Below are 25392 nucleotides of genomic sequence, written 5' to 3' on the forward strand. Positions count from 1 at the left end.
CCGGGTCACGTCCCGCACAGCCTTCGACGGTCGCTCGTCAGTTGGCCAAGGAAATGCGTTCGACGTGGCCCGCCTTCACGCTCGCTATGTCGGACAGATCTCTGCCGTCCTCCAGCGTGCTGTACTCGTTGAACTCGCCCTCGTCCGAATCCGTCTTGCCCGGCGCCACGTGCGTGGCTCCGATGTAGGTCTGCGCCACGAAGTCCCCGTCCTTGTCGAAGGCGTTGACGACGACCGAGTAGTTGGCGGGGTCGTCCCCGTCGTTCGTGATCTTGTACGCGAACTCGTAGGTCTCGGTGGCCGGGTCGCAGTCGTTGTACGTGAACTCGTCGGTGTCGTCGCAGCCGCCGAGGTCGGAGGGGTCCTCCTTGACGACCGACTTGCCGCCCAGGATTTCGACGTGCGCCATGGCGTTCTCGGCGTCCTTCGACTTCAGCACCCACCAGGTGGCGCCCCCGCCGGCGAGCAGCGCGGCGATGAGGGCGGAGACCAGGGCGACGGCTATGAGCCGGCCCGTGCCGCGTCGCTGGGGAGGTGAGGGGTGGGGCTGCCAGTGAGCGGCCGGCGGCGCGGGAGGGTACGGCGGCGGTGGGGGCGTCGGGACCGGTCTGTCGGAGGTGCTGTCGGCCATGGCGGGGAACTCCTCATCGGGACAAATGCGCGCTGACGCGGGCACGAGCGGGCCTTGGTCGGAGCTGCGGAGCGGTCAGGTCGGGCCTGTTGCGCTGTGTCCTGTCCACGTGCCGCCGTGGTCGGACGAAAGCGTCGCGGCCGCCGACCGTGCCACGACGAGGCCGGACGTGAGGCAGGCAGCCTCGAACATGCTAGCGGTGGCCTGGGTCTGGAAAGGTCCCGATGTGACAGGCTCGTCGAGCCGATCCCGCTGTATACGCCGCGTCGGCCGTGACCGGCCGCGCGTCACCCGGCGACCGGCTCCAGAACCCGCCCCGTCCGCCCGGACTTCTCCGCCTGCCCGGTCCGTACCGCCGTCTCCGCGCGCACGCCCTGCGCCGCCTCGCCGACCGTCCCGGAAGCCGCCTCCGCGGCCCGCGTCGGGCCCATCGGCAACGCCTCTTCCGTCGGTACCCCGGCCGGCCGGCCCTCCCGCGACGTCCGCCACAGCCACAGCACGTCGCGGCCGAAGGACCACATCAGCAGGCCCAACGCCAGCCCGACGACCGCGGCGTTGCCCGCCCACGGGAGCAGATCGGCGCCCGCCACCAGCAGGAACACTCCCTGCGCCGCGGCCACCGTCTTGCGGGCCGTGCTCGGGGGGAGCGCCGCGTTCAGCCACGGCTGGAAGCGGGCCGCGGCGACGAACGCGTAGCGCATGCCGCCGATGAGCAGCACCCACGGGCCCAACGACATCGAGACGTAGACGCTCAGGACGAGGATGAGGAACGCGTCGACCTCCATGTCGAAGCGTGCCCCGAGCGCCGACGACGTGCCCGTGCGCCGCGCGACCTTCCCGTCCACACCGTCGAGGATCAGCGCCACCGCCGTCAGGGCGACCAGCAGCGTGACCGGCGGCGCGCTCTCGAAGGAGTCGGCGACCAGCGCGGTCACCCCGCCGACCAGGGTGGCCCGGCCGAGGGTGACCCGGTTGGCCGGGCCGAACGACCTCAGTCCGGACCGGTGCAGGGCCCGCGAGAGCACCGCCCAGCTGGCGATCGCGAAGGCGAGCCCGGTGAGCCAGCCCGCCGGTCCCAGTCCGATCGCCGATCCGAGCACGGCCAGCAGCAGGACCTGCACGCCCGCGCCCACCGCGGTCTCCTGCTGGACCAGCCTCGCGTCAAAAGTGTTGTTCAGGGCCACCGCACATCCTCCGGCCAGGTGACAGAGTCGATCATGCCGCGTACTGTGCGCGGCCTGTGCACACCTCCGTACGTGCACCACCTGCCGATCGTTCAGGAGGAACGCCGATGATCCGCGCCGCACGGGCGTTCTGGCTCAGCTCCCCGGGGCGGGGAGAGATCCGGGACGTCGAGCTTTCGGAGCCCGCCGAGGGCGAGGTGCTGGTCCGCTCACTCTGGTCCGGCGTCAGCCGTGGCACGGAGACGCTGGTCTTCCGGGGCGGGGTGCCGCAGAGCCAGCACACGGCCATGCGGGCGCCGTTCCAGGAGGGCGACTTCCCGGCGCCGGTGAAGTACGGCTACCTCAACGTGGGCGTGGTGGAGGAGGGCCCGGCCGAACTGGTCGGCCGTACCGTCTTCTGCCTCTACCCGCACCAGACCCGGTACGTCGTCCCCGCGGCCGCCGTGACCCCCGTACCGGACCACGTGCCCGCCCACCGCGCGGTGCTCGCGGGCACCGTGGAGACCGCCGTCAACGCCCTCTGGGACGCGGCGCCCCTGGTCGGCGACCGGATCGCCGTGGTCGGCGGCGGCATGGTCGGCTGCTCGGTGGCCGCGCTGCTGGCCCGCTTCCCCGGCGTACGGGTGCAGTTGGTCGACGCCGACCCCGCCCGCGCCGGCGTTGCCGAGGCGCTCGGCGTCGGGTTCGCGGCACCCGCCGACGCGCTCGGCGAGTGCGACCTCGTCGTGCACGCCAGCGCGACCGAGCAGGGCCTTTCCCGGTCGCTGGAACTCCTCGCGCCCGAGGGCACCGTGATCGAACTCAGCTGGTACGGGGACCGGCGCGTCGCCCTCCCGCTCGGCGAGGCCTTCCACTCCCGGCGCCTGACGATCCGCAGCAGCCAGGTGGGCACCGTCTCCCCGGCCCGCCCCGGGCGGACGTACGCCGACCGGCTCGGCCTCGCCCTCGACCTGCTCGCCGACCCCGCGCTCGACGCGCTCGTCACCGGGGAGTGCGCCTTCGAGGAACTCCCGGACGTGCTGCCCCGGCTCGCCTCCGGTCGGATCCCGGCGCTCTGCCACCGGGTGCGGTACCCCGAAAGCGCCTGACCTCAGAAAAGAGGTACGAGCCGCTGAACATGGGAAGGACACGAGCCGTACTACTCGGCATCCATGCCCCGCACCTGGAGGGTCGTCCGTTGTTCAGTGTCACCGTCCGCGATCACATCATGATCGCCCACAGCTTCCGCGGCGAGGTCTTCGGCCCCGCGCAGCGCCTGCACGGAGCGACGTTCCTGGTGGACGCCACGTTCCGGCGTGAGCAGCTGGACGACGACAACATCGTCGTCGACATCGGACTTGCCACCCGGGAACTCGGCGCCGTGGTCAGCGAGCTGAACTACCGCAACCTCGACAACGAGCCCGACTTCGCCGGGATCAACACCTCCACCGAGTTCCTGGCGAAGGTCATCGCCGACCGGCTCGCGGAGCGCGTGCACAAGGGCGCGCTGGGGGAGGGGGCGAAGGGGCTCTCGGGGATCACGGTCACCCTGCACGAGTCGCACGTCGCCTGGGCCGCTTACGAGCGTGCCCTGTGACCGACACGACCGTGGAGAAGCTCTCCCTCGTGCCCGCCCAGGCGGCCCCCAGGAACGGCGAGATCGTCCCCATGTCCCTGCGCACCGTGCACTTCGTCATGCCGGGCGGCGTCGACGACCCGGCCGCACCCAGCGGCGGCAACGCCTACGACCGGCGGGTCTGCCTGGACCTGCCCGGCTTCGGCTGGCGGGCCCACAAGCAGCCGGTTACCGGCTCCTGGCCCCGGCCGGGCGCGGCCGCCCGCACCGAACTCGCCCGCACGCTGCGCGACCTGCCGGACGGCGCGGTGGTGCTGCTCGACGGGCTGGTCGCCTGCGGCGTACCGGAGATCGTAGTCCCCGAGGCCGAACGGCTGCGGCTCGCCGTCCTGGTGCACCTGCCGCTCGGCGACGAGACGGGGCTCGACCCCGCGGTGGCCGCCGAGCTCGACGCCAAGGAACGCACGGTCCTGCGGGCCGTCGGCGCCGTGATCGCCACCAGCGACTGGGCGGTCCGCCGGCTCGTCGCCCATCACGGCCTGGCCCCCGACCGCGTCCATGTGGCCGCCCCCGGCGCCGACATCGCCCCCCTCGCCTCCGGCACCGACGGCGTCTCCCGCCTGCTGTGCGTCGCCGCCGTCACCCCGCGCAAGGGACAGCACCGGCTGGTCGAGGCCCTCGCCGGGGTGCGCGACCTGCCCTGGAGCTGCGTGTGCGTCGGCGGTCTCGGCCAGGACCCCGAGTACGTGGCGCACTTGCGGCAACTGATCGCGCGGCACGGCCTCCAGGACCGCGTCGAGCTCGCCGGCCCCCGGTCCGGCGCCGAGCTCGACGCCGGCTACGCCGCCGCCGACCTGATGGTCCTCGCCTCCTACGCCGAGACCTACGGGATGGCGGTCACCGAAGCACTCGCGCGCGGCATCCCGGTGCTGGCCACGGACGTCGGGGGCATCCCCGAGGCGCTCGGCCGCGCCCCCGACGGCGGCGTCCCCGGCATCCTCGTCCCGCCGGAGGACCCGGCCGCGCTCGCCGCCGAGCTGCGCCACTGGTTCGGCGAGGCCGACGTACGGCGCCGTCTGAAGTCGGCCGCCCGGGGCCGGCGCGCCGCGCTCGACGGCTGGGCGACGACCGCGAAGCACCTGGCCGGCGTCCTGAGCCGGCTTCCCAGCGAACCCCGGAGGGCGGCATGAGCGGAACGACGACGGCTGCACAGGACACGGGGAGCAACGGTGCGGTCCCCGTGCCCGGACGGCCCGGCACGGGGACCGCGCCGGACGCCGCGTCCGCGGAGGAGACCGCATCCGGCCCGGTCGCCGTCATACCGGGCGCCGGCCCCAGCGGTCCCCGCCCCGGGGAGCGTCCCACGCTGCGACTGCGGGAGACGGACCCGGGGGACGAACAGCCGCGCTACGCGCCCGAGTGGCTGGAACTGCGGGAGGGCGCGGACGCGGCCGCCCGGGCGAACGACCTGCTCGACCCGCTGCGCATCCGGCTGGCGAACATGCCGACGCGGTCCGGCGGGGCCGCCGTGCACGACCTGGGCTGCGGTACCGGCTCGATGGGGCGCTGGCTCGCGCCCCGGCTCGACGGCGCCCAGCACTGGATCCTGCACGACCGCGATCCCTACCTCCTGCACTTCGCCGCCGTGGCCTCCCCGCGCTCCGGCGCCGACGGCAGCCGCGTCACCGTCGAGACCCGGCGCGGCGACGTCGCCCGTCTCACCCCGGACGCTTTGGCCGGGGCCTCGCTGGTCACCGCGTCCGCGCTGCTCGACGTCCTGACCCGCGAGGAGGTCGACACCCTCGCCGCCGCCTGCGTCGGGGCCGGCTGCCCGGCGCTGCTCACCCTCTCCGTGGCCGGCCGCGTCGAACTCACCCCGCGGGACCCGCTCGACGCGCGGATCACCGAGGCGTTCAACGCGCACCAGCGCCGGGGCGGCCTCCTCGGCCCGGACGCGGTCGGCGCGGCGTGCGACGCCTTCGCCGAGCGTGGCGCGACCGTGCACGTCCGGCCCAGTCCCTGGCGGCTCGGCCCGGACGAGGCCGAGCTGACCGCCCAGTGGCTGCGCGGTTGGGTCGGCGCGGCCGTCGAGGAGCGGCCCGACCTCGCGGAGCCGGCCGGCGAGTACCTCACCGCCCGCCTCGCGGCCTGCGCCGCGGGCGAGTTGCGCGTCACCGTCCACCACAACGACCTCCTGGCCCTGCCCCACCCCACGAACGGCACCCCATGACGGCCCCGACAGCGAACGCCCCGACGGTGCCCGTCCTGGGGGCAACCGAGGTGCCCGCCGCAACGGCGAGCGCCCCGCAGGTGCACGCCCCGGCGTTTAACGCCACCGAGGAGAACGCCCGCGGGGCGAGTGCCTCCGTGCCCGTGGCCTCGGCTCAGGTGTCGTCGCGTCCTCGTGCCCGGGCCCTGCGTCGGCACCTCGGCACCCTCGCCGGTGTCGTGATCCTCGCCGTTCTGATGTGGCGGGTGGGGACCGGGGTCCTCCTGGACGGGCTGCGGCGGATCGACGCGCTCACGCTGCTCGCGGCCCTCGGCATCGGCCTGGTGACCACGGCGTTCAGCGCCTGGCGCTGGCAGTTGGTGGCGCGCAGCCTGCACATCCGGCTGCCGCTCGGACCGGCGCTGGCCGACTACTACCGCGCCCTGTTCCTCAACGCCGCCCTCCCCGGCGGCGTCCTCGGCGACGTGCACCGGGCGGTGCGGCACGGGCGGAGCGCCGGCGACCTCGGCCGCGGCGTCCGCTCGGTGGTGCTGGAGAGGACCGCGGGCCAGGTGGTGCTGGCCATGGCCGGGGTGGCGGTCCTGCTGACCGTCCCGTCCCCGGTGCTCGACGAGACCCGCCACATCGCCCTGCTGCTGACGCCCGCCGCGGCCGGCGCCCTCGCGATCGGCCTCGCCGTGCGCGGGAGGCGGACCCCGGCCGCCCGCCGGCGCCGCGCCCTGATCGACGAGGCCCGCGCCGCCCTGCTGTCCCGGCGCAACGGACCGGGCGTCATCGGCTCCTCCGTCGTGGTCCTCGCGGGCTACGTGGCGATGTTCCTGCTCGCCGCCCGGGTCACCGGCACCGACGCCTCCGCGGTCGTCCTGCTGCCCCTCGCGGTGCTCGCGCTGCTCGCGATGAGCCTGCCGCTCAACGTCGGCGGCTGGGGCCCGCGCGAGGGCGTCACCGCCTGGGCGTTCGGCGCCGCCGGGCTCGGCACCGGTGACGGACTGGCCGTCGCGGTGGTCTACGGCGTGCTGAGCCTCGTGGCGAGTCTGCCCGGCGTCCTCGTCCTCGTCGCCCGCTGGTACCCGGGCCCGCGCGACCGTCGGGGCTACCGCACGTCGCCGCAGAGCAGCGAGAAATACGCCCCGAACGATTCCGCCAGGCTCGCCAGCAGCACCTTGCCCTTTTCCGCATCCCCCAGCGAAGGACGGCCGATGACACCCGAATCGGTGTAGGCGGACATCCCCAGGCTGAGCAGATGACGCCGGTCGTCCGCCACGAAATCGGTGCTCTCATGACCGGGCCTCACCAATTCCGGATGAGAGTGCAGAAGGATGGAGGTCTCGATTTCCCCCGCGTGCATGTCGGTGAGCAGCGAGGTTCGCACCCCGGCCCGCTCCCGAGCCGTCTCCCAGTCCTCCGCGGCCGGGAACAACGCCATTCGCTCACCTCGCGCGGAGGATTCCTGAACGACGTTTCCGAGGACATAGTTTCCCCCGTGCCCGTTGACGAGGACCAGCGCCTCGACGCCGGAGCGGCGGAGCGACTCGGCTATGTCCCGTACCACCGCGTGAAGGGTCACGGAGGAGATGCTGACGGTCCCCGGCCAGGCCGCGTGCTCGTGCGAGCAGGAGATCGTCACCGGAGGAAGGAGGTGCACCGGGTACGTGTCGGCGATCTCTCGCGCGACGGCGCAGGCGATGAGCGTGTCGGTCGCCAACGGCAGGAAGGGCCCGTGCTGTTCGAAACTGCCCACGGGAAGGACGGCGACCTGCCGTGAGACATCGGCGCCCCGCTTCCGTACGTCCTCCGTGGTGTCCCCGGGCAGCAGACCGTGCCGCACCGCGCCAGCTCCAGCCGACCGTATTTCCGAACCACTCATTTCTTCACGGCCTTTCGTCTCTGCTTAGGAAACAGATCATGACAGAAAACATCGGCGTCATCGGTACGAAGCCGGCGCAGCGCACCGGCGTGGAACGCATCGTGAATGCGCCGCTCCCCACGGTGTACGGGCAATTCCGGGCGGTCGGCTACCTCGACCACGACCGCGGCGACGAACAAGTGGCCCTGGTGTACGGCGACATCGGCACCGAGAACGTCCTCACCCGGCTGCACTCGGAGTGCCTCACCGGCGACGCCTTCGGCTCCCAGCACTGCGAATGCGGCGACCAGCTCGCCGCCGCCCTGCGGGCCGTGGCCGCCGAAGGCAGCGGTGTGGTCGTCTACTTGAGAGGGCACGAGGGCCGCGGCATCGGCCTGCTCGCCAAGCTGCGCGCGATGGCCCTGCAGGCGGAGGGCCTGGACACCGTCGAGGCCAACCTGGCGCTCGGTCTGCCGGTGGACGCCCGCGACTACGGCGTCGCCGCGGAGATGCTGCGCGACCTCGGAGTGTCCTCGGTGCGACTCATGTCGAACAACCCGCGCAAGCGCGAGGCTCTGCTGCGGCACGGCATCACGGTCGCCGAGCAGGTGCCGCTGCTGATCCCGCCGTGCGAGAACAACATCACGTATCTGCGGACGAAGCGGGAGCGGCTGGACCACCATCTGCCGCACCTGGACGCGGTCGCGCACTGGTCCTGACCCGGAGCGGGAAGTGTCCCGACCGGACAGAAGGGGGATACGGGAGAGCAGCCCCGGCGCGCGTGCCGGGGCCACCCCCACCAAGAGGAGCGCCGCGTGGTGGAACGAGCCTCGGTCGTCGTCGTGGGCGGCGGTGTGACGGGCACCAGCATCGCCTGTCACCTGGCGCGTGCCGGCGTCCCCGACGTGGTCCTGGTCGAGCGCGGCGAACTGGCCTGCGGCTCCACCTCGAAGGCGGCGGGCGGGGTGCGGGCGCAGTTCTCCGACGAGCTCAACATCCAGCTCGGCGCACGCAGTCTGGAGGCGTTCGGCCGCTTCGAGCGGGACACCGGGTACGACATCGGGCTGCACCGGGTCGGATACCTCTTCCTGCTGTCGACGCCCGAGCAGGTCGCGGCCTTCGAGGCGGGCGTGCGGCTGCAGAACGACCTCGGCGTGCCCAGCCGGCTGACCGACCCGGACGAGGCCGCCCGCCTGTCGCCGCTGATCACCACCGACGGACTGCTGGCCGCCGCCTGGTCGCCCGACGACGGCCACTGCACCCCCGAGGCCGTCGTCCACGGCTACGCGGCCACCGCCCGCCGCCACGGCGCGACCGTCCTGCGGCACTGCGCGCTCACCGGCATCGAACTGCGCGGCGACACCATCACCGCCGTCATGACCAGCAAGGGCCGGATCGCCACCGACACGGTGATCTGCGCGGCCGGCGCCTGGTCGGGACAGGTCGCCGCGACGGTCGGCGTCGACCTGCCGGTGGAGCCGCTGCGCCGTCAGATCGCGGTCACCGAACCGGTCCCCGGCCTGCCGCCGAGCCTCCCCATGACCATCGACTTCGGCACCAGCCTCTACTTCCATGCCGAGGGTCCCGGGCTGCTCGTGGGCATGTCCGACCCGGACGAGACCCCCGGCTTCGCCACCGACACCCACGACCGCTGGATCCCCGGCCTGTGCGAGGCCATGGCCCGGCGCGCCCCGGCCCTGCTCGACCTGCGCCGCACCGGCGGCTGGGCGGGCCTGTACGAGATCACCCCGGACCACAACGCCCTGATCGGCGAGGCCTCCTCACCGTCCCGCTTCCTGTACGCGACCGGGTTCTCCGGGCATGGCTTCCTCCAGGGGCCGGCCGTGGGCGAGGTCGTGCGCGACCTGTATCTCGGCCGCGTACCCTTCGTGGACGTCCGCCCCCTGAGCGCCGACCGCTTCGCGGCCGACGCCCCGCGCCCGGAGGCCAACCTCGTATGACCGAGCTGCACCTGTGGCTGCGCCACGAGACCCGCCGAACCGAACGCCGCACGCCGATCGTGCCCGCCGACGCCGCCCGGCTGACCGGGAGCGGCATCACCGTCACGGTCGAGGAGTCGCCCCAACGGGTGTTCCCCGTCGAGGAGTACGCGGCGGCCGGCTGCCGCGTCGCGGCCCCGGACTCCTGGGCCTCGGCGCCGCCCGGCACGGTGATCCTCGGACTCAAGGAACTCCCTGACCGGCCGCACGCCCTGACGCACCGGCACATCTGCTTCGGCCACGCCTACAAGGGCCAGCCCGGCGCCGCGGACCTGCTGCGCCGCTTCACCGCCGGCGGCGGCACCCTGCTCGACCTGGAGTACCTGGTCGACGACGACGGCCGCCGGCTGGCCGCCTTCGGGTTCTGGGCCGGCTACCTGGGCGCCGCGCTCGCCGTCCTGCAGCACCGCGGCCGGCTCACCGCCCCGCTGACCCCCACCGGCAAGGAGGAACTGGACGAGACCCTGCGTCCCACCGCCGGGGACCCGGACGTCACGGCGCTCGTCATCGGCGCCCTGGGCCGCAGCGGACGGGGCGCGCGCGTCGCCCTGCGGACCGCGGGGCTCGACCCCACCTGCTGGGACCTCGCCGAGACCCGCGCCCTGGACCGGCCGGCCCTGCTGGGCCACGACCTCCTGGTCAACGCCGTGCTCGCCACCACGCCCGTCCCGCCGTTCCTGCGCGAGCGGGACCTCGACGACCCCGCCCGGCGGCTGCGCACGGTCTGCGACGTCACCTGCGACGTCGGCTCGCCCCTCAACGTGCTTCCGGTCTACGACCGCGTCACCGACTGGTCCGAGCCCGTACGGCGACTGCGCAAGGAGCCCGAGCTCGATCTGATCGCCATCGACAACCTGCCGTCCCTGCTGCCGAAGGAGTCCAGCACCGACTTCTCGGCGGCACTCACACCCCAGCTGCTCGACTTCCGAACGGGCGGGGCGTGGGGCCGCTGCCGTGACCGGTTCCGGGCGGCGCTCGCCGGGCCGGACGTCGAGGAGAGGGAGTCCTGAGGTGACCGACGCGCGCGTTCCCGCGAGCGGCACCGTCCACTGGGTCGGCGCGGGACTGTCCACCGGCGGCGGGCCCGCCATGCTGTGCGACACCGCCGAGCGGGTACGGCTCTGGCACCGCACCTCGGAGCGCGCCATCGCCGCCGTGGACCGGCTGGGCCTCACCGGCCGCGCCGAGCCGCGCGCCGGTGGGCTCCCCGCGCTCGCCGCCGAACTGGCGCCCGGCGACGTCGTCGTGTCGATGCTGCCCGCGTCCGAGCACGCCGCGCTGCTCGCCGCCTGCGTCGCGCGCGGGGCCCACTTCGCCTGCTCCAGCTACGTCTCCGAAGCGCTGCTCGCCCAGGTGCCCGCGGCCGGCCGGGCCGGGCTGACCGTCCTCACCGAGGCGGGCCTCGACCCGGGGATCGACCACCTCTTCGCGCACAGCCTCGTCGCCCGGGCGCGCGCGGCGATCGGCGACGCGGACCCGGCGACGTACCACCTCACCTCGTACTGCGGTGGCGTCCCGGCGGTGCCGAACGACTTCCGGTACCGCTTCAGCTGGGCGCCCGCCGGGGTCCTGGGCGCGCTGCGCTCACCGGCCCGCTCCATCGAGGACGGCGCGCCGAGGGTCGCGCAACGGCCCTGGGAGGCGACGCGTCCGCACACCGTCGGCGGCGAGACCTTCGAGGTCTACCCCAACCGGGACAGCGTGCCCTTCATCGCCCAGTACGGGCTGCCGGCCGCCTGGACGCCACGCACCTTCGTGCGGGGCACGCTGCGGCTGGAGGGCTGGCTCAAGGCCTGGGCGGAGGTGTTCGAGGAGCTCAGGGCCGGCGACGACGCCCGGATCGGCGCGCTGGCGGGGGAGTTGGCGCGGCGCCACCCGACCACCGACACCGACCGCGACCGGGTCGTGCTCGCCGTCCGTCTGGAGGTGCGCGGCGCGGCGGGGCGGACCTGGTCGGGCGGCTACCTCCTCGACCTGGTCGGGGACGAGGAGGAGAGCGCGATGGCCCGCTGTGTCTCGCGCCCGCTGGCCGTGGGCGTCCGGCACATCCTGGACGGCTCGCTGCCGCCCGGACTCAGCCGCGCCGCCGGGACGGCCGCCCGGTCCGAGCGGTGGCTGGACGAACTCGCCGACGCGGGGATCCCGTTCACGCGTCCTTGATCGCCTCGTGGACGAGCTGCTTGAGGTCGCGGAACATGGTGTGCGAGGTCCGCGGGCGCACCTGCGTCATGAACTGCACCGTGATGTCGCGGCCCGGGTCGACCCAGAACGTGGTGGTCGCGACCCCGGTCCAGCCGAACGTGCCGAGTCCGGCGGGCGCCAGGGCGCGCTCCGGGTCGATGACCACGGAGACGCCGAAGCCGAAGCCGACGCCGTCGTTGCCGGGTTCGTCATGGGCCGGGCGGCTGCCGAAGGAGCGCAGGTCGGCGCCGCCGGGGAGCTGGTTGGAGGTCATCATGTCGACGGTGCCCGGGGTGAGCAGCCGTACCCCGTCGAGTTCCCCGCGGCGGCGCAGCAGCTCCATGAAGCGGTGCATGTCGTAGGCGCCCGCCACCATGCCGCCGCTGCCCGACAGGAACCGGGGCCGGCCCCTCAGCGGCAGTCCGGGGATCGGCTCGATGCCGGTGCCGTCCTCCTTCTCGCCGTACATCTCGGCAAGCCGCCGCGCCTGCGCATCGTCGACCTCGAATCCGGCGTCCGGCATTCCGAGCGGGCCGAAGATCCGTTCCGCGAGGTGCACGTCGAGCGGCTGCCCGGACACCACCTCGACGATCCGGCCGAGGACGTTGCTGGCGACGGAGTAGTTCCACTGCGTGCCGGGCTCGAACTGCAGCGGCAGGCTCGCGTACACGTCGATCGTCTCGGCGAGGTTCGCGCCCGGCGGCACCGACGACTCCAGACCCGCCTCGCGATAGAGGGCGTCGACGGGGTGCGCGTGGTAGAAGGCGAAGGTCAGACCCGCGGTGTGGGTCATCAGGTGCCGGACGAGCATCGGCTGGGCCGGGCGGGTCCGGATGTCGGCGCCGGAGCCGCTCTCGTGGACCCGCGCGTCGGCGAAGGCCGGCAGATGGCGGGCGACCGGGTCGTCCAGCGACAGCCGGCCGTCCTCGACCAGCATCAGCGCGGCGACCGCGGTGAACGGCTTGGTCATCGAGTAGATCCGCCACAGGGTGTCGGGCTCGACGGGGAGCCCGGCGGCGACGTCGCGGTGGCCGTGCGTGGTGAGGTGCGCGACGCGGCCACCGCGCGCGACGCAGACGAGGTAGCCGGGCAGTCTGCCCTCGTCCACGTAGTGGGCGAAGTACTGGTCGACGCGGTCCAGCGCCTTCGCGTCCAGCCCCACGTCGCCGGGGTCCACCTCTTGTCGCAGCACTGCCATCGCCCTGCCTCCGCTTTCCGTTCCACGAGGTGGGATCGGGGATACCCCGCCCGCGCGTCCTCAGACCTCATCGTCGCGCAGGAATACGCGAAGGGGCGCCAGGATGATCGGGACGTGTCCGAGTCGTGCCCTTCGTCCGGTCGGGACCCGGCAGTGCGAGAGCCACGGTCGCACCGACCGCGGCGAAACCGGCGAGGACGAGCAGCGGCGTGCCGCCCGCGCCCAGGAGCGGTGCGGCCACCGCGACGCCGAGCACCGGCCCGACGTTCATCGCCGTCTGCTGCAGACCGCCCGCCACTCCCGCCGACGCCACGGGTGCCTGCTGGACGACGACCTGAGTGCCCGTCACCATGACCGTGCCGAAGCCGGCGCCGAGGAGGGCGAATCCGGTGGCGAGGGGGAGCGGGCCGGTGGCGGGGGCGAGGACCAGGATGCCGGCGGCGAGTACGGTCATGGCCGCCACGGCCGTTCGGCGGGGGCCCGCCCGGCGCAGCAGCAGCGCGCACACGGGCGCCGACGCCACCATCAGGGTCGCGAGCGGCAGGGTGAGCAGCGCGCTGCGCAGCGGATCGAGACCCAGGGCGTGCTGAAGGGCGTAGGTGGCGGCGAAGAGCGTGCCCGACAGGGCGGCGGAGGCGGCCGTGAGCACCCCGAGCGCGGCGGCGACGGGGCGCGAGCCGATGACGTCCCTGGGCACCAGGGGGTGTGCGCAACGGCGTTCGAGGACGGCGAACGCCACCGCGGCCACCGCCGCCACGACACAGGTCGAGGCGGTCCGTGTGACCAGCGCGTGCACCAGGCAGGCGAGGGCCGTCGCGAGCAGCGTCGCGCCCGGCAGGTCCAGCCGGGTGTCCGGTACGCGGGCCGCACGGCCGTCGCCCCGGAGCGCGAGCACGCCGAGGACCAGTGCCGGGACGACGTTGAGGAAGAACACGGACCGCCAGCCGAAGCACTGCACGAGCGCCCCGCCGGCGACCGGACCCGCGGCTGCCGCCAGCCCGATGGCGGCGGTCCGTGCGGCGAGGGGCCCGCGCAGCCGGTCGGGCGGGAACGCCGCGCGCAGCATGCCGAGCGTGGCGGGCTGCAGCAGCGCCCCGAAGACGCCCTGCGCGACCCGTAGTCCGATCACCCAGCCGACGTCGGCCGCCACCCCGATCCCGGCCGACGTGGCACCGAAGCCGAGCATGCCGAGGGCGTACAGCCGCCGATGGCCGTGGCGGTCGCCGAGCCGTCCCGCGAGGACCAGCAGGGCGGCCACGGCGATCAGATAGCCGGTGCTGGTCCACTGGACCTGCGCGAACGACGCGTCCAGGTCCCTTTGCAGGGTGGGCTGCGCGATGGTCAGCACCGTGCCGTCGAGCGCGACGACCATGGCGCCGACCACGCTGCTCACCAGGGCGAGCCGGGGACTCACGGTGCGCCTTCGGGGCCGAGGTGGGCCTCCAGGGCGGTGCGCAGGAGCGGGGTGAGGTCCTCGGTGCCGACGGCCAGTTGCAGGCTGCCCCAGCTCCCCAGCTGGGCGATGCCGTGCAGTTGGGCCCACAGGGCAGCGGCGACGGTCCGGGCGTCGGCGTCGGGGCGTACCTGGCCGACGAGCTCCACCAGCAGCCCGAACAGCGGAAGGCTGGTGTCCCGCAGGCGCAAGTGTCCGCTCTCCAGCAGATCGTGACGGAACATCAGCTCGTACATGCCGGGGTTCTCCCGCGCGTACTCCAGGTAGGTCCGGGCCAGCCGGCCGAGCCGTGCCCGCGGGTCCCGGTCCGTCGCCGTGGCCGTCGTGGTGCGCGCGGCGAGTTCGGTGAAGCCGCGCCGGGCGATGGCCGACAGCAGTTCCAGGTGGGTGGGGAAGTGGCGGCGCGGGGCCCCGTGCGAGACGCCGGCCCTGCGGGCGATCTCGCGCAGGGTGAGCGCCTGGGCGCCCTCGCGGGTCACCAGGTCGACGCCGACGTCGACGAGTCGGGAGCGCAGGCCGGCCGCGGATGCGGTGTCGTCCATGGACATGGGCACTGTCTACCACGGGGCGTAGACAGTGTCTACGCGCCGGGAATGGTCCGGGACCGGGGGGAGTTGACCCAGCCATGGACGAGGACGCGCTGCTGAGACTGCTCACCGAAGGCCACGGCGGGGTGCTGGTCACCCTCCGGCGGGACGGCCGACCCCAGTTGTCGAACGTCGTGCACGCCTACGACCCCGACGAGCGTGTCGTCCGGATCTCGGTCACCGACGACCGCGCCAAGACCCGCAACCTGCGCCGTGACCCGCGCGCCTCCTACCACGTGACCACGGACGACCACCGGGCCTACACCGTCGTCGACGGGACGGCCGACCTGTCACCCGTCGCCGCGGATCCGCACGACGACACGGTCGAGGAACTGGTCCGCCTCTACCGCGACATCGGTGGCGAGCACCCGGACTGGGACGACTACCGCGCCGCCATGGTCCGCGACCGCCGCCTGGTGATCCGCCTGCGGGTGGAGCGGGCCTACGGGGCTCCCCGGCGCTGAGGGGCCGGGGTGGGGCCGCTGCGGCGCGGTGCTTGCTCGGGGCGGTGGGTACTCGGTGCGGCGGGGCCGAGGCGGCATCGGCCCGGGAACCGCCGCTCACCCGAGAAAGAGACCCGCATGAACGACCGAGCGCACACGGACGCAGCACCCGTGGACGGCACCGCCGCGGACGGCGCCGACCTGCTGGGCATCTATCTCAACGACCACCTGGCGGGCGCCACCGCGGGCAGCGACCGCGCCCGTTCGCTCGCCGGAGCCCTCGCGCGGTCGCCGTCCGGACCGGCCCTGCGCACCATCGCCCAGGAGATCGCCGACGACCGGGAGAGCCTGCTCGCGATCATGGACTCGCTCGACGTGCCGGTGCGGCACTACAAGGTGTCCCTCGCCTGGGCCGCGGAGAAGGTCGGACGGCTGAAGAGCAACGGACGTCTGGTGGGCCGCTCACCGCTGACCTCGCTGGTGGAGCTGGAGGTCCTGCGCCTAGGGGTGCTGGGCAAGGCCGCCGCCTGGCAGACACTGCGCCTGCTGGCCGAGACCGACCGCCGGCTCGATCCGGAGCAACTGGACGAGTTGCTCGCGCGGGCCGAGAGCCAGCAGAGCACGCTGGAGGAACTGCGCCACCGGCAGGTCTCGGAGACCTTCGGGCAGACCTGACGGCGTCCCGCGCCCGCGCGGTGGGCCCGCCCGCGTCGCCCGGTGCGGCCTCAGGGCTGGCAGGCGTGCGTGTGGCTGTGCGCCACCTCGTCGGGACAGCCCCGCCCGTCCCGCCGGTGGTCGCGCAGCCAGTCCCGTACGGCCAGCGCGAACGCGCCCAGTACCGGCAGGACACCGCAGCCGACGGCGAACGCGACGGCGGACCGGTAGTGGCCGGGACCGCCGTCGCCGAGCGTCAGGTAGAAGAGGCCCGGCAACGCCGCCGTGCCCACGGCACCGCCCAGCCGCTGCCCGGTCTGCAGGGCGCCGCCCGCCGCCCCCGCCATGGGAACCGGCACGTCCCGCAGGGTCATGGTCACGTTGGGCGAGATCACACAGCCGCTGCCGATCCCGCCGAGGAGCAGTGCCAGGGCCTGGAGCCACACGGCCGTGCCGTCGGGCGCCCACCGCAGGATCAGCGCCGTTCCTCCCAGGCCCACGGCGACGGCGGCCAGTCCGCACACCGTCAGCAGCCGGCCCAGCCGCTCCACCAGCCGTCCGGCCACCGCGGCGGCCACGGCGGAGCCGATGGCGAAGGGCGTCACCGCGAGCCCGGACTCCAGGGGCGAGTAGCCGAGCCCGTCCTGGAAGAACAGCGCGAACACCAGCCACACCCCGCTGAACCCCACGAAGTACAGCGTGGCGATGGCGGCGCCCGTGACGTACCCCCGCGTCGAGGTGACCAGCCGGGGATCGAGCAGGGGCCGGCCGTGGCGCGCCGCGACCCGGCGCTCCCACCGGACGAACGCCACGAGGAACGCCGCCGCCACCGGGAACAGCCACCACAGCGTGCGGACGCCGCCCGACTCGGCGAGCACCAGGGGGAGCATCACCGACAGCACGCCCGCGCCCAGCAGCGCGACGCCGGGCAGGTCGAGCCGCTGACCGCCCGAGGGCGCGGCCCGGGGCAGCAGCCGGACACCGAGGATCAACGCGATCGCACCGATCGGCACGTTGACGTAGAAGATCCAGCGCCAGCCCCCGGGGCCGTCGGCCAGGGCCAGGATCAGCCCGCCGACGACCGGGCCGACCGCGCTGGAGATGCCGACCGTGGCGCCGAACAGGCCGAAGGCCCGGCCCCGCTCGGCGCCCCGGAACATCTGCTGGATCAGGGCGGAGTTCTGCGGTGCCAGACAGCCCGCGCACACACCCTGCGCCACCCGGGCCACCACGAGCAGCTCGATGGACGGCGCGGCCCCGGCGCCCGCGCTGCACAGCACGAATCCCGCCAGGGCGATCAGGAAGATGCGCCGTCGGCCGATCGTGTCACCGACGCGGCCCGCCGTGACGAGGACCAGGGCGAACGAGAGGGCGTACCCGGAGACCACCCACTGGATGGCGGGAGCCGTCGCCCCCAGGTCGCGCTGCATCGAGGGCAGCGCCACCGCGACGATCGTCACGTCCAGCAGACTCATGAAGCCGGCCACCAGCGTGACCCACAGCGCGCGCCAGCGTCTCGGGTCGACCTCGTCGGCCTGCCGCCCGCCCGCCTCCGCTCCCATCGCCACTCCCTACTGCGGCCGTCCGCCGCCGTGACCCGCCGACGTGCGGGTTACCAGCCTGCGGCCCGGCCACACGTCGCACGGTCCGCTGTTGCGCCAGGTGGGCGTAGGACCCGCGACCGGACGCATGCGGGGCCACGGGAGGCCAGGTCGTGAGTGGGGCGGCGGCCGGAGGCGCACGCCGGGCCCGCCGGATCCGGTCAGGCCGCGAGCGCGGGCCCCGGCACCGGCCGCAGGGCCCTGGCCGGAGTGCGTGCCGCGCGGACGCGATAGGTCGTCCTCGACGGGTCGACGACCGGCTCGCCGAGGGTGATCCGGCCGGCCGCGTACAGGCTGTCGCACTCGTCGGTGGGCAGGGCGACGTAGCAACTGCCGCGGCCCGTGGTGGGGTCGAGCGGCCGCCAGTAGCCGTACCGGCGGCGGCCGTCGGCGTGCACGGTGACGAACACCGGCGTGCCGGGGTCGGAGATGATGCGCGCGGTGTCGGATGCGGCGGGGCGGGTACCGGGGACCTGCCGGGCCGGACGGCGGTCGTGCGGAATGTGCGCATGGCCGGTGCTGAGCGGCATCATCGGGACCTTTCGCGGATGGGTGTCGAGACCGACTACCCGGCACGGCCGTTGTTGATCTCTCTTCGCGGCATTCTTCTGCACGGCACTGACAACGGCCGGTAGTCGACGCTCCGGCGCGGGCGCGCACGCGCCGGAGCCCCCGGCACGCCGTCGAGGCGCCCGGGGGATCCGGCGAGCCGGTCAGCCGGTCAGGCGGTCACCGTCGTGGGCCGGGCTGTCTCACGCGCACCCCGCACGCCCAGGTCCTCGGTCGGCACCCGGTGCGTCTCGCGGGCCGACAGCGCGGCCACGACCGGCGGCACGCACAGCGCGGCGGTGAACAGTGCCACCGAGAACCAGTCGTCGCCCCCGGGACCGGCGATCTGCGCGGCGAAGGTGACCGCGAAGCCCGCCACCGCGAAGCCGATCTGCGTTCCGATCGCCATGCCGGACAGCCGGACGCGGGTGGCGAACATCTCGCCGTAGAAGGCGGGCCACACCCCGTTCGCGGCACTGTAGACGACGCCGAAGGCCACGATGCCCAGCAGCAGAATCAGCGGGTAGGAGCCGGTGGAGATCGACCACAGGTACAGGAACATGGTCACCGCGCTGCCGACCGCGCCGATCAGGAACACCGGGCGCCTGCCGATGCGGTCCGACAGCGTGGCCCACAGGGGGATCGCGGCCAGCGCGACGACGTTGGCGAGCGCGCCGACCCAGAGCATGGAGGAGCGGCTCATGCCGACCGCGTCGCTGGTGGCGTACGACAGCGCCCAGACCGTGAAGATGGTGCTGACCGAGGCGATCAGCGCGGCGGCGACCACGCGCAGTACGTCCGCCCAGTGTTCCCGCAGCAGCACCGCCAGCGGCAGCTTCACGACGCCCTCGGCCGCGGCCTGTTGCTCGAAGGCCGGCGTCTCCTCCAGCTTGCGCCGGATGACGTAGCCGACGACCGCGACGCCGACGCTCAACCAGAACGGCACGCGCCAGCCCCAGGACATCAGGTGTTCCTCGGGCAGCGCCGCGACCGGGAGGAACACCAGCGTGGCCAGCAACTGCCCACCCTGGGTGCCGCTGAGCGTGAAGCTCGTGAAGAAGCCCCGCCGCTCGGGCGGGGCGTGCTCCAGGGTCATGGAGTTGGCGCTGGCCTGCTCGCCGGCCGCCGAGATGCCCTGGAGCACGCGGCACAGCACGAGCAGCACGGGGGCGAGCGTGCCGACCTGGTCCCGGCTGGGCAGGCAGCCGATGAGGAATGTCGAGACACCCATCAGCATCAGCGTGAAGACCATGATCTTCTTACGGCCGAGCCGGTCGCCGAAGTGGCCGAGGAAGAGCGCGCCGACCGGCCGGGCCGCGTACGCGACACCGAAGGTGGCCAGCGAGAGCAGCGTCGCCGTGGCCGGGTCGGACTCGTCGAAGAAGACCTCGGGGAAGATCAGCGCGGCCGCGCTGCCATAGATGAAGAAGTCGTAGTACTCCAGCGCGCTGCCGATCCAGGCGGCGGTCGCGGCCTTCTTCGGCTGCCCGGGCGGGGCGGCGGGGGCGGGGACGGACACGGCGGCTCCTTCGAGGGAACTCCCACGCGGAGGGAGTGAGCGGCGGGGCAGGCCGGAACTTCGGCTAATTAACCCACTGGATAGTTAGTCCCGGTGGGTAGGGATGGTGCGCGTGCCCTTCCCCGCTGTCAAGAGATCCGGCCGCGCCGCCGTCAGCCCGCCGCGCGGTCCGCCGTGAGATACGCGATCACCATGTCGCCGAGCATCGTCCGGTAGTGCTCGCGCTGCGCCGGATCCACCAGGTCGCGGCCGAACAGGGCGCCGAACGTGTGCCGGTTGGCCACCCGGAAGAAGCAGAACGAGCTGATCATCGCGTGCAGGTCGACCGCGTCCACGTCGGCCGTGAACAGCCCCGACTCCTGGCCGGACGCCAGGATCCGGCGGATCACGTCCAGGGCCGGGGAGCCGATCCTCCCCAGCTTCTCGGAGGCCGCGATGTGCTCGGCGCCGTGGATGTTCTCGATGCTCACCAGGCGGATGAAGTCGGGGTGTGCCTCGTGGTGGTCGAAGGTCAGCTCGGCCAGCCGCCGGATGGCCGCGACCGGGTCCAGGTGCTCGACCTTCAGCTGCTGTTCGGCCTCGCGGATCACGCCGTACGCCCGCTCCAGCACGGCCGTGAACAACCGCTCCTTGCCGCCGAAGTAGTAGTAGATCATCCGCTTGGTGGTGCGGGTGCGGGCGGCGATCTCGTCGACCCGGGCGCCGTCGTAGCCGGCCCGGGCGAACTCCTGCGTCGCCACGTCGAGGATCTCGGCCCGGGTGCGGGCGGCGTCACGGATCCGGCCACCGTGGCGTGCCGGTTCGTCGACGGTGGTCATCGGGCTCCTCCGGGCGCGGGGCGGATGCCGAAATTCTAGGGCCCGGCCGCGCCGAGCGGTCCGGCGGTCTTCCCCCACCGCTCCCACGGTCTTCCCTCACCGGTTCCCGGCCTGCTATGACTAACGTACTGGTTCGTACATTAGCCGTACTGGAGGTCCACGGTGGCCAAGGACTCGTATCTCGTCGGACTGATCGGCTCCGGCATCGGACCCTCGCTCAGTCCGGCCCTGCACGAGCGCGAGGCCGACCGCCTGGGGCTGCGCTGCCTGTACCGGCTGATCGACATCGCCGAGCTCGGCGTGCCGCCGGAGGCCGTCGGCGACCTGGTACGGGCCGCCCGGGACCTCGGCTTCGACGGACTGAACATCACCCACCCCTGCAAGCAACTCGTCATCGGGCACCTCGACGCGCTCGCCCCGCAGGCCGAGGCGCTCGGCGCGGTCAACACCGTCGTCCTCGACGGCGGCCGGGCCGTCGGCCACAACACGGACGTCACCGGCTTCGCCGCCTCCTTCGCGCGGGGCCTGCCCGACGCCCCGCTGGAACGGGTCGTGCAGCTCGGGGCCGGCGGGGCGGGTGCCGCCGTCGCGCACGCCACGCTCACCCTCGGCGCCGGGCGGATCACCCTCGTCGACGCGCTGCCCGAGCGGGCCGCCGCCCTCGCCGGCACGCTCGGCCGGCACTTCGGTGCCGGCCGCGTCGGCACCGCCGAGCCCGCGGAGCTGCCCGCCCTGCTCGCTCGCGCCGACGGCCTGGTCCACGCCACCCCCACCGGCATGGCCCCGCACCCCGGCCTGCCCGTCCCCGCCGAGCTGCTGCACCCGGCACTGTGGGTCGCGGAGGTGGTCTACCGCCCGCTGGAGACCGAACTGCTGCGCACCGCCCGCGCGGTGGGCTGCGCCACCCTCGACGGCGGCGGCATGGCCGCCTTCCAGGCGGCGGACGCGTTCCGCCTGTTCACCGGACGGGAACCCGACAGGACACGGATGCTCGCGGACCTCGCCGAGCTGGCGGACACCGTTCCCGCCGTCAACTAGGAGTCCTGGCATGCGGAAAACACAAGGTGCCGCCCTGCGGACGTCCATCGCCACCGTCTCCCTCGGCGGATCCCTCACCGAGAAGCTCACGGCCGCCTCCCGGGCCGGCTTCGACGGGGTCGAGATCTTCGAGAACGACCTGCTCGCGAGCCCGCTGACACCCGAGGAGATCCGCACCCGCTGCGCCGACCTCGGCCTGCGCATCGACCTCTACCAGCCGATGCGGGACATCGAGGCCGTGCCGCAGGACGAGTTCGCACGCAATCTGCGCCGCGCCCGGAGCAAGTTCGAGCTGATGCGCCGGCTCGGCGCCGACACCGTGCTCGTCTGCTCCAGCGTCTCCCCGCTCGCCGTGGACGACGACGCACTCGCCGCCGCCCAGCTCGCCCGACTGGCCGACCTCGCCCAGGACTTCGGCATCCGCGTCGCCTACGAGGCGCTCGCCTGGGGACGGCACGTCCATACCTACGACCACGCCTGGCGCGTCGTCGAGGCGGCCGGGCACCCCGCGCTCGGCACCTGCCTCGACAGCTTCCACATCCTCTCCAGGGGCACCGACCCCCGGGGCATCGAGGACATCCCCGGCGAGAAGATCTTCTACCTTCAGCTCGCCGACGCGCCGCTGCTCGCCATGGACGTCCTGCAGTGGAGCCGCCACTACCGCTGCTTCCCCGGCCAGGGCGGCTTCGACGTCGCCGGGCTGGTCGGCCATGTGCTGCGCACCGGGTACGACGGCCCGCTCTCGCTCGAGGTCTTCAACGACGTCTTCCGCCAGGCCGAGGCCGCGCCCACCGCCGTCGACGCCCGCCGCTCCCTGCTGGTGCTCCAGGAGGCCGTCGGCGCGGCCGCACCGCCCGCCCCCGCCGTTCCCACCGGCGTCGCCTTCGCCGAACTGGTCACCCCCGACACCGAGCCCGTGGACGCGCTGCTCGCCGCCCTCGGCTTCGCCCGCACGGCCCGGCACCGCGGCAAGCCGGTGGACCTCTGGCAGCAGGGCGAGGCCCGCATCCTGGTCAACACCGGACCGGCCGTCCGGCGTGGTGACACCCAGCTCGCCGCCGTCGGCCTGCGCTCACCCGACCCGGTCGCCGCCGCCGACCGCGCCGAGGCGCTCCTCGCCCCCGTGCTGCCCCGCCGCCGCTCCCCGAGCGACGCGCCGCTGGACGCGGTCGCCGCACCCGACGGCACGGAGCTCTTCTTCTGCGGATCCGGCCGCTGGCGCGCCGACTTCGCCCCGCTCGCCCACGCGCCCGCCGCCACCGACGTCCGCCACATCGACCACCTGGCGCTCACCCAGCCCTGGCACCAGTTCGACGAGGCGGCGTTGTTCCACCGCAGTGTGCTCGGCCTCGACGCTCAGGAGAGCGTCGATGTCGCCGACCCCTACGGCCTGCTGCGCAGCCGCGCCCTCACCAACGCCGACGGCAGCGTCCGGATCGTGCTCACCGTCGGGCCGGCCCCCACCCGTGAGACGGGCCGCGCCCAGCACATCGCGCTGGCCACCGACGACGTGACCGCCGCGGCCCGCCGCTTCCGTGCGGCCGGCGGCCGCCTCCTGTCCGTCCCCGCGAACTACTACGACGACCTCGCGGCCCGTCACGACCTCTCGGAGGAGGAACTTCGGACCTACCGCGAACTCGGCATCCTCTACGACCGGGACGCGCACGGCGTCTTCCGCCACTGCTACACGCAGACCGTCGGCCGGATCTTCTTCGAACTGGTCCAGCGCGACGACGGCTACCGCGGCTACGGCGCGCCGAACGCCCCGGTCCGGCTCGCCGCCCAGCACACCCTGCGGGCGGTCACTGGCGGCTGATCATCCGCGTCACGCCGGCGGCGACGGTGGTGGCCAGGATCCAGCCGGTCAGGACGAGGACGTACGCCAGCGCCTGGTACCAGCCGCGCGGGGCGAACGCGGGCTCCTGGCCGAAGGAGATCACCGGCAGCAGCAGGTCGAGCGTGTAGAACACCGGGTTGAAGTCGGGAGCCTCGGCAGGCTTCAGTGCCGGCGGGTGGCGCAGGGCGTACACGACGGAGCCGGCGCACAGCAGCGACAGCAGCCAGCCGGCCGCCCGCATCGGCCGGTAGCCGTAGCCGACGGTGGCCTCCTGGAGGTGCCCCCAGAAGCGTCCGAGCACGGGCAGGGTCGCGCGGTGGCGGCGCTGTTTGGCGAGCTGGACCTCCCGGGCGGCACGGTCGTCGCCGATGCGCTGGTAGGCGGCGGTCAACTGCTCGTAGGCCTGCGGGACATAGCCGTCGCCGTCGCGCTCCAGCATGGGCAGCCGCCGTTCGGCGGGCTCGGGCGGGTTGAGCGAGGTGTAGGCGAGACCGTTGAGCAGGACCCGCTCGGGCAGCATCTCCGGTTCCAGGAAGAGGACTTCGAGCTGGGCCCGCCGCAGATTGAGCGAGCCCTCCACGGGCGGACCCTTGCGCATCCAGAGCTCCCCGATCGTGCTGCTGCTCAGCCGCAGCGCGGCATGGTCCGGGTTCGACAGCTGGGTGTACGACAGGTCAAGGCGTCCCCCGATCCGGGCGCCGCGCAGTCCGATCCAGCCCTGTACGCGCGCGCGGCGCACGAGGACATGACTGCCGACGCTGAGCGTCTCCCCGTCCAGAGCGGCGAGTTCGGGCCGGGTGAGCCGGGCCTCGTCGAGGTTGACCGAACCGCCGACCTCGGCGCCGGACAGCCGTATCTCGCCCTCCACCCGCAGCCCGGGTGCCCACAGGTCGTCGCCCACGGTCGCCTGGTTGAGCTGGAGCGCCGGTTCCGGCGCCGCCGGCGCGCTGATCTCCGCGCCCTCCATGTACAGGCTGCCGGCGATCTGGGCCCCGGCGAGCCGCACCACACCCCGGAACCGGGAGCGCGTCATGCGCAGGATGCCCTCCACGTGCACGCCGTGCGAGACCAGGCCGGGCAGCACCGACTCGCTCAGGTTCAGTTCGCGCAGCCGGCAGCCGTAGAAGCGGGGCACCTCGTCGAAGTAGCAGTGCCGCAGGCGGGCGGGGTGGTCGATGGCGCCGTACTGGAGGTCGAGCATGCCCGTGATCCGGGCGCCCGCCAGGTGGAGCGTTGCGATCTCGCCGTCCTCCTGGGGGCCGCCCAGGAGCAGCGACCGCAGCACGACCGCGCGCACCGTCCGTTCCGGCCCCCACCGGGCTCCCGCGGCCGCGTCCTCGTCCTGCGCGCAGCGGAAGTCCACCGGCTCCCCGCGCGCGAAGGCGTGCCACACCCGTCGTTCGGCCGGTGTCAGGTCCTCGATCTCCATCGCGGGGACTCTGACCCGGCCGGACCACGCATGTCAACAGGGCTTCTACGGACGCACGTTCCACTCGGCGACGACCGGCCGGCCGTGCTCCGTCGACAGCCGGCTCACCGTCCCCGTCGCCAGCTGGAAGAGGCGGCCCTCGGCGGGCGGCAGCCCGAGCCGGCGGGCCGCGAGGACGCGCAGGAAGTGGCCGTGCGCCACCAGGACCACGTCGCCGTCGGTGAGCAAGTCCCCGATCCGGGCGAGGACCCGGTCGGCGCGGGCGCCGACCTCCTCGGGCGACTCACCCGGGTGGCCCTCGGTGCCCGGCGGCACCCCGTCCGTCCACAGGTTCCAGTCGGGACGGGTGCGGTGGATCTCCCGGGTGGTGATCCCCTCGTAGCCGCCGTAGTCCCATTCGTGCAGGTCGGGATCGGATATCGCCCCGACGACGCCCGCCAGCTCCGCGGTGCGCGCGGCGCGGCTCAGCGGGCTGGTGAGCGCGCGCGCGAAGGCCCGGCCGGCGAGGAGTGGAGCGAGGGACTTGGCCTGTTCCTCGCCGTGCCCCGTCAGGGGCAGGTCGGTCCAGCTGGTGTGCTGTCCCGTGACGCTCCACTCCGTCTCACCGTGGCGGACCAGCAGAAGATCCCCCACGGCCCG

Annotated in this window: 24 protein-coding genes and 1 pseudogene; 13 read left to right on the plus strand and 12 right to left on the minus strand. The window is 73.7% G+C overall.

Going from position 1 to position 25392, the window contains the following annotated elements:
* Positions 1-37 precede the first annotated feature (37 nt).
* Together ACZ7LV_RS13660 and ACZ7LV_RS13665 are read right to left on the minus strand one after the other, a co-directional pair.
* Positions 38-631 carry a hypothetical protein gene (locus ACZ7LV_RS13660; RefSeq protein ID WP_471938935.1) on the minus strand — a complete coding sequence of 198 codons (594 nt, stop codon included), beginning with the start codon at positions 629-631 and terminating at the stop codon, positions 38-40.
* 287 nt (positions 632-918) lie between these two features.
* Positions 919-1815: a CDP-alcohol phosphatidyltransferase family protein gene (locus ACZ7LV_RS13665; protein ID WP_471938938.1), complete on the minus strand. Its 897-nt coding sequence runs from the start codon at positions 1813-1815 to the stop codon at positions 919-921.
* Positions 1816-1922: 107 nt separating this feature from the next.
* On the opposite strand from ACZ7LV_RS13665, the gene ACZ7LV_RS13670 reads away from it, so the two are divergent.
* The 5 genes and pseudogenes from ACZ7LV_RS13670 to ACZ7LV_RS13690 all read left to right on the plus strand — a co-directional run.
* Entirely contained in the window at positions 1923-2903 is a 981-nt protein-coding gene (locus tag ACZ7LV_RS13670; protein ID WP_471938939.1) for a zinc-dependent alcohol dehydrogenase, read from the plus strand.
* 89 nt (positions 2904-2992) lie between these two features.
* Positions 2993-3391 (plus strand): 6-pyruvoyl trahydropterin synthase family protein, encoded by a 399-nt coding sequence (locus tag ACZ7LV_RS13675; protein ID WP_471938941.1) that lies wholly within the window; start codon positions 2993-2995, stop codon positions 3389-3391.
* Positions 3388-4560 (plus strand): glycosyltransferase family 4 protein, encoded by a 1173-nt coding sequence (locus ACZ7LV_RS13680; RefSeq protein WP_471938943.1) that lies wholly within the window; start codon positions 3388-3390, stop codon positions 4558-4560. The genes ACZ7LV_RS13675 and ACZ7LV_RS13680 overlap by 4 nt, the downstream gene beginning before the upstream one ends.
* Entirely contained in the window at positions 4557-5600 is a 1044-nt protein-coding gene (locus ACZ7LV_RS13685) for a class I SAM-dependent methyltransferase (RefSeq protein WP_471938945.1), read from the plus strand. The genes ACZ7LV_RS13680 and ACZ7LV_RS13685 overlap by 4 nt, the downstream gene beginning before the upstream one ends.
* Before the next feature lie 236 nt (positions 5601-5836).
* A pseudogene (locus tag ACZ7LV_RS13690) lies at positions 5837-6580 on the plus strand (lysylphosphatidylglycerol synthase transmembrane domain-containing protein); the annotation flags it as partial.
* A 113-nt stretch (positions 6581-6693) separates the two neighbouring features.
* Here ACZ7LV_RS13690 and ACZ7LV_RS13695 read toward each other — a convergent pair.
* Complete coding sequence (locus ACZ7LV_RS13695) at positions 6694-7467, minus strand: creatininase family protein (RefSeq protein ID WP_471938947.1); 774 nt, start codon at positions 7465-7467, stop codon at positions 6694-6696.
* 38 nt (positions 7468-7505) lie between these two features.
* Between ACZ7LV_RS13695 and ribA the strand changes: the two genes are divergently transcribed.
* The 4 genes from ribA (at position 7506) to ACZ7LV_RS13715 (ending at position 11606) form a co-directional block, all read left to right on the plus strand.
* Entirely contained in the window at positions 7506-8165 is a 660-nt protein-coding gene (ribA, locus tag ACZ7LV_RS13700) for a GTP cyclohydrolase II (protein ID WP_471938949.1), read from the plus strand.
* 96 nt (positions 8166-8261) lie between these two features.
* Complete coding sequence (locus tag ACZ7LV_RS13705; protein ID WP_471938951.1) at positions 8262-9407, plus strand: NAD(P)/FAD-dependent oxidoreductase; 1146 nt, start codon at positions 8262-8264, stop codon at positions 9405-9407.
* Positions 9404-10456, plus strand: a complete 1053-nt coding sequence (locus ACZ7LV_RS13710; RefSeq protein WP_471938953.1) for a saccharopine dehydrogenase — start codon at positions 9404-9406, stop codon at positions 10454-10456. The genes ACZ7LV_RS13705 and ACZ7LV_RS13710 overlap by 4 nt, the downstream gene beginning before the upstream one ends.
* A 1-nt stretch (position 10457) precedes the next feature.
* Positions 10458-11606: a saccharopine dehydrogenase family protein gene (locus ACZ7LV_RS13715; RefSeq protein ID WP_471938954.1), complete on the plus strand. Its 1149-nt coding sequence runs from the start codon at positions 10458-10460 to the stop codon at positions 11604-11606.
* Here the strand turns inward: ACZ7LV_RS13715 and ACZ7LV_RS13720 are convergent.
* The 3 genes from ACZ7LV_RS13720 to ACZ7LV_RS13730 form a co-directional block, all read right to left on the minus strand.
* Complete coding sequence (locus ACZ7LV_RS13720; protein WP_471938956.1) at positions 11593-12825, minus strand: serine hydrolase domain-containing protein; 1233 nt, start codon at positions 12823-12825, stop codon at positions 11593-11595. The two genes, ACZ7LV_RS13715 and ACZ7LV_RS13720, sit on opposite strands and share 14 nt — an antisense overlap.
* 67 nt (positions 12826-12892) lie before the next feature.
* The gene (locus ACZ7LV_RS13725; RefSeq protein ID WP_471938957.1) at positions 12893-14239 is read right to left on the minus strand and encodes an MFS transporter; all 1347 of its coding nucleotides are present in this window, start codon (positions 14237-14239) and stop codon (positions 12893-12895) included.
* Positions 14236-14826, minus strand: coding sequence for a TetR/AcrR family transcriptional regulator (locus ACZ7LV_RS13730; protein ID WP_471938959.1), 591 nt, complete (start codon positions 14824-14826; stop codon positions 14236-14238). Before ACZ7LV_RS13730 ends, ACZ7LV_RS13725 begins: the two co-directional genes overlap by 4 nt.
* A 77-nt stretch (positions 14827-14903) precedes the next feature.
* Here ACZ7LV_RS13730 and ACZ7LV_RS13735 point away from each other — a divergent pair, with 77 nt between their 5' ends.
* Together ACZ7LV_RS13735 and ACZ7LV_RS13740 are read left to right on the plus strand one after the other, a co-directional pair.
* On the plus strand, positions 14904-15329 hold the full coding sequence (locus ACZ7LV_RS13735; protein WP_471938961.1) for a PPOX class F420-dependent oxidoreductase: 426 nt from the start codon (positions 14904-14906) through the stop codon (positions 15327-15329).
* 117 nt (positions 15330-15446) lie between these two features.
* Positions 15447-15983, plus strand: a complete 537-nt coding sequence (locus ACZ7LV_RS13740) for a hypothetical protein (RefSeq protein WP_471938963.1) — start codon at positions 15447-15449, stop codon at positions 15981-15983.
* Positions 15984-16033: 50 nt separating this feature from the next.
* On the opposite strand, the gene ACZ7LV_RS13745 is transcribed toward ACZ7LV_RS13740, so the two are convergent.
* From ACZ7LV_RS13745 to ACZ7LV_RS13760, 4 genes are all read right to left on the minus strand, one after another.
* On the minus strand, positions 16034-17524 hold the full coding sequence (locus ACZ7LV_RS13745) for an MFS transporter (RefSeq protein WP_471938965.1): 1491 nt from the start codon (positions 17522-17524) through the stop codon (positions 16034-16036).
* Positions 17525-17724: 200 nt separating this feature from the next.
* Positions 17725-18093 (minus strand): hypothetical protein, encoded by a 369-nt coding sequence (locus ACZ7LV_RS13750; protein WP_471938967.1) that lies wholly within the window; start codon positions 18091-18093, stop codon positions 17725-17727.
* 191 nt (positions 18094-18284) lie between these two features.
* The gene (locus ACZ7LV_RS13755; protein ID WP_471938968.1) at positions 18285-19631 is read right to left on the minus strand and encodes an MFS transporter; all 1347 of its coding nucleotides are present in this window, start codon (positions 19629-19631) and stop codon (positions 18285-18287) included.
* 152 nt (positions 19632-19783) lie between these two features.
* A complete protein-coding gene (locus ACZ7LV_RS13760) occupies positions 19784-20449 on the minus strand; it encodes a TetR family transcriptional regulator (protein WP_471938970.1) in 666 nt (221 codons plus the stop codon).
* A 162-nt stretch (positions 20450-20611) separates the two neighbouring features.
* Between ACZ7LV_RS13760 and ACZ7LV_RS13765 the strand changes: the two genes are divergently transcribed.
* Both ACZ7LV_RS13765 and ACZ7LV_RS13770 read left to right on the plus strand, forming a co-directional pair.
* Positions 20612-21487, plus strand: coding sequence for a shikimate dehydrogenase (locus ACZ7LV_RS13765; RefSeq protein ID WP_471938972.1), 876 nt, complete (start codon positions 20612-20614; stop codon positions 21485-21487).
* Positions 21488-21521: 34 nt separating this feature from the next.
* Positions 21522-23303 (plus strand): bifunctional sugar phosphate isomerase/epimerase/4-hydroxyphenylpyruvate dioxygenase family protein, encoded by a 1782-nt coding sequence (locus tag ACZ7LV_RS13770; RefSeq protein ID WP_471939218.1) that lies wholly within the window; start codon positions 21522-21524, stop codon positions 23301-23303.
* Here the strand turns inward: ACZ7LV_RS13770 and ACZ7LV_RS13775 are convergent.
* Both ACZ7LV_RS13775 and ACZ7LV_RS13780 read right to left on the minus strand, forming a co-directional pair.
* Entirely contained in the window at positions 23290-24753 is a 1464-nt protein-coding gene (locus ACZ7LV_RS13775) for a membrane-associated oxidoreductase (RefSeq protein WP_471938974.1), read from the minus strand. The genes ACZ7LV_RS13770 and ACZ7LV_RS13775 overlap by 14 nt on opposite strands.
* 45 nt (positions 24754-24798) lie before the next feature.
* Entirely contained in the window at positions 24799-25386 is a 588-nt protein-coding gene (locus ACZ7LV_RS13780) for a histidine phosphatase family protein (RefSeq protein WP_471938976.1), read from the minus strand.
* Positions 25387-25392: the final 6 nt, after the last annotated feature.

It is taken from the genome of Streptomyces sp. NPDC107562 (assembly GCF_055657325.1).

Excerpts from the sequence above, each read along its gene's own strand:
- ACZ7LV_RS13660 (WP_471938935.1), bottom strand. The coding sequence starts at position 631 with ATGGCCGACAGCACCTCCGACAGACCGGTCCCGACGCCCCCACCGCCG.
- ACZ7LV_RS13670 (WP_471938939.1), top strand. The coding sequence starts at position 1,923 with ATGATCCGCGCCGCACGGGCGTTCTGGCTCAGCTCCCCGGGGCGGGGA.
- ACZ7LV_RS13685 (WP_471938945.1), top strand. The coding sequence starts at position 4,557 with ATGAGCGGAACGACGACGGCTGCACAGGACACGGGGAGCAACGGTGCG.
- ACZ7LV_RS13695 (WP_471938947.1), bottom strand. The coding sequence starts at position 7,467 with ATGAGTGGTTCGGAAATACGGTCGGCTGGAGCTGGCGCGGTGCGGCAC.
- ribA (WP_471938949.1), top strand. The coding sequence starts at position 7,506 with ATGACAGAAAACATCGGCGTCATCGGTACGAAGCCGGCGCAGCGCACC.
- ACZ7LV_RS13710 (WP_471938953.1), top strand. The coding sequence starts at position 9,404 with ATGACCGAGCTGCACCTGTGGCTGCGCCACGAGACCCGCCGAACCGAA.
- ACZ7LV_RS13720 (WP_471938956.1), bottom strand. The coding sequence starts at position 12,825 with ATGGCAGTGCTGCGACAAGAGGTGGACCCCGGCGACGTGGGGCTGGAC.
- ACZ7LV_RS13730 (WP_471938959.1), bottom strand. The coding sequence starts at position 14,826 with ATGTCCATGGACGACACCGCATCCGCGGCCGGCCTGCGCTCCCGACTC.
- ACZ7LV_RS13735 (WP_471938961.1), top strand. The coding sequence starts at position 14,904 with ATGGACGAGGACGCGCTGCTGAGACTGCTCACCGAAGGCCACGGCGGG.
- ACZ7LV_RS13740 (WP_471938963.1), top strand. The coding sequence starts at position 15,447 with ATGAACGACCGAGCGCACACGGACGCAGCACCCGTGGACGGCACCGCC.
- ACZ7LV_RS13745 (WP_471938965.1), bottom strand. The coding sequence starts at position 17,524 with ATGGGAGCGGAGGCGGGCGGGCGGCAGGCCGACGAGGTCGACCCGAGA.
- ACZ7LV_RS13750 (WP_471938967.1), bottom strand. The coding sequence starts at position 18,093 with ATGCCGCTCAGCACCGGCCATGCGCACATTCCGCACGACCGCCGTCCG.
- ACZ7LV_RS13760 (WP_471938970.1), bottom strand. The coding sequence starts at position 20,449 with ATGACCACCGTCGACGAACCGGCACGCCACGGTGGCCGGATCCGTGAC.
- ACZ7LV_RS13775 (WP_471938974.1), bottom strand. The coding sequence starts at position 24,753 with ATGGAGATCGAGGACCTGACACCGGCCGAACGACGGGTGTGGCACGCC.